At 43.8% G+C, this 1,707-nt stretch carries 1 protein-coding gene and 1 CRISPR repeat array; the gene reads right to left on the reverse strand.

From position 1 onward, the window contains the following. The first annotated feature begins 69 nt into the window (after window positions 1–69). Window positions 70–1,425: direct repeats of the CRISPR family, unit length 36 nt; unit sequence ATTGTAGCACTGCGAAATGAGAAAGGGAGCTACAAC. 112 nt (window positions 1,426–1,537) lie between these two features. Beyond that, window positions 1,538–1,707 (reverse strand): bL17 family ribosomal protein (locus ACTHS3_RS12385; RefSeq protein WP_440368070.1); only part of this gene is annotated, 170 nt, incomplete at its 5' end.

Raw genomic sequence — 1,707 nt, forward strand, 5'->3', positions numbered from 1 at the left:
ATTTTAAGCTCATTTTTTAGACAAAATAAAACGGGAAACCCTTATAAAATAAGGATTTCCCGTTGAGGTATTGTAGCACTGCGAAATGAGAAAGGGAGCTACAACGCTCCGAACTGCTAGAAGAACGCCGCGAAGATTGTAGCACTGCGAAATGAGAAAGGGAGCTACAACAATTGAAACAGACGCGCCCTCGATAAAGTCATTGTAGCACTGCGAAATGAGAAAGGGAGCTACAACAATAACCGCGCGCTTCGATTTGAGTAGCGGATTGTAGCACTGCGAAATGAGAAAGGGAGCTACAACGACTGAATACCATCCACGCCCATCACGGTCATTGTAGCACTGCGAAATGAGAAAGGGAGCTACAACCTGACAAAGATAAAGACGAATTTGATTTTAATTGTAGCACTGCGAAATGAGAAAGGGAGCTACAACAGCTCTAAAACAGTAGTATCGGGAGCCTGAATTGTAGCACTGCGAAATGAGAAAGGGAGCTACAACGTGAATCAACTCACACAAGAAACAATTGAGATTGTAGCACTGCGAAATGAGAAAGGGAGCTACAACTACGGCAGGATTCAAAGACCTTCGCACCTGATTGTAGCACTGCGAAATGAGAAAGGGAGCTACAACTAATTTACTAAAACTTATAGGAGTATTAAAATTGTAGCACTGCGAAATGAGAAAGGGAGCTACAACCGCTGCTGTCGCATATTTTTTCAGGTAGCCATTGTAGCACTGCGAAATGAGAAAGGGAGCTACAACAAGCCGCGCTTGTATGTTTGGCTGTACCGTATTGTAGCACTGCGAAATGAGAAAGGGAGCTACAACTGGGCAAACCACCCACTTAATACCCAAACAATTGTAGCACTGCGAAATGAGAAAGGGAGCTACAACTAGCCGTTGCTCCTATCCGCGTGAACAAGGATTGTAGCACTGCGAAATGAGAAAGGGAGCTACAACCTACCTAGGCACATACTTGTATTCTACTTTATTGTAGCACTGCGAAATGAGAAAGGGAGCTAAAACGGTTCAGACTGTACTGAACAAACCCATTGAATTGTAGCACTGCGAAATGAGAAAGGGAGCTACAACGTGTACTTAGGTACAGTGTTTGCCGTAGATATTGTAGCACTGCGAAATGAGAAAGGGAGCTACAACACGTCCCATAAATTGAAGCTCAAACCGACAATTGTAGCACTGCGAAATGAGAAAGGGAGCTACAACGCCATTTTTACTCCAACGCATTCAGAGTTTATTGTAGCACTGCGAAATGAGAAAGGGAGCTACAACCTTATAAGCTGATCATCAAACGCGGAGCGAATTGTAGCACTGCGAAATGAGAAAGGGAGCTACAACAACAATAAATGACGTCGCCAATCTTTTAGGATTGTAGCACTGCGAAATGAGAAAGGGAGCTACAACGCGGACTGGCTACGTATCTTGCTGGAAGACATTGTAGCACTGCGAAATGAGAAAGAGGCTATTCAAATAAAAAAGCACCACCTAAACAGGTAGTGCTTTCATATCAATTTGCTTATTCAGCAGAATCAGCTGCTTTTTCAACCAATTCAACCAATGCCAAAGGAGCATTGTCGCCTTTACGGAAACCGTATTTCAGTACACGAACATAGCCGCCGTTACGAGCAGCAAAGCGTGGACCCAATTCGTCAAACAATTTAACTACAACATCACGATCGCGAGTGC

The sequence above is a fragment of the Neisseria sp. P0009.S007 genome, assembly GCF_051962515.1.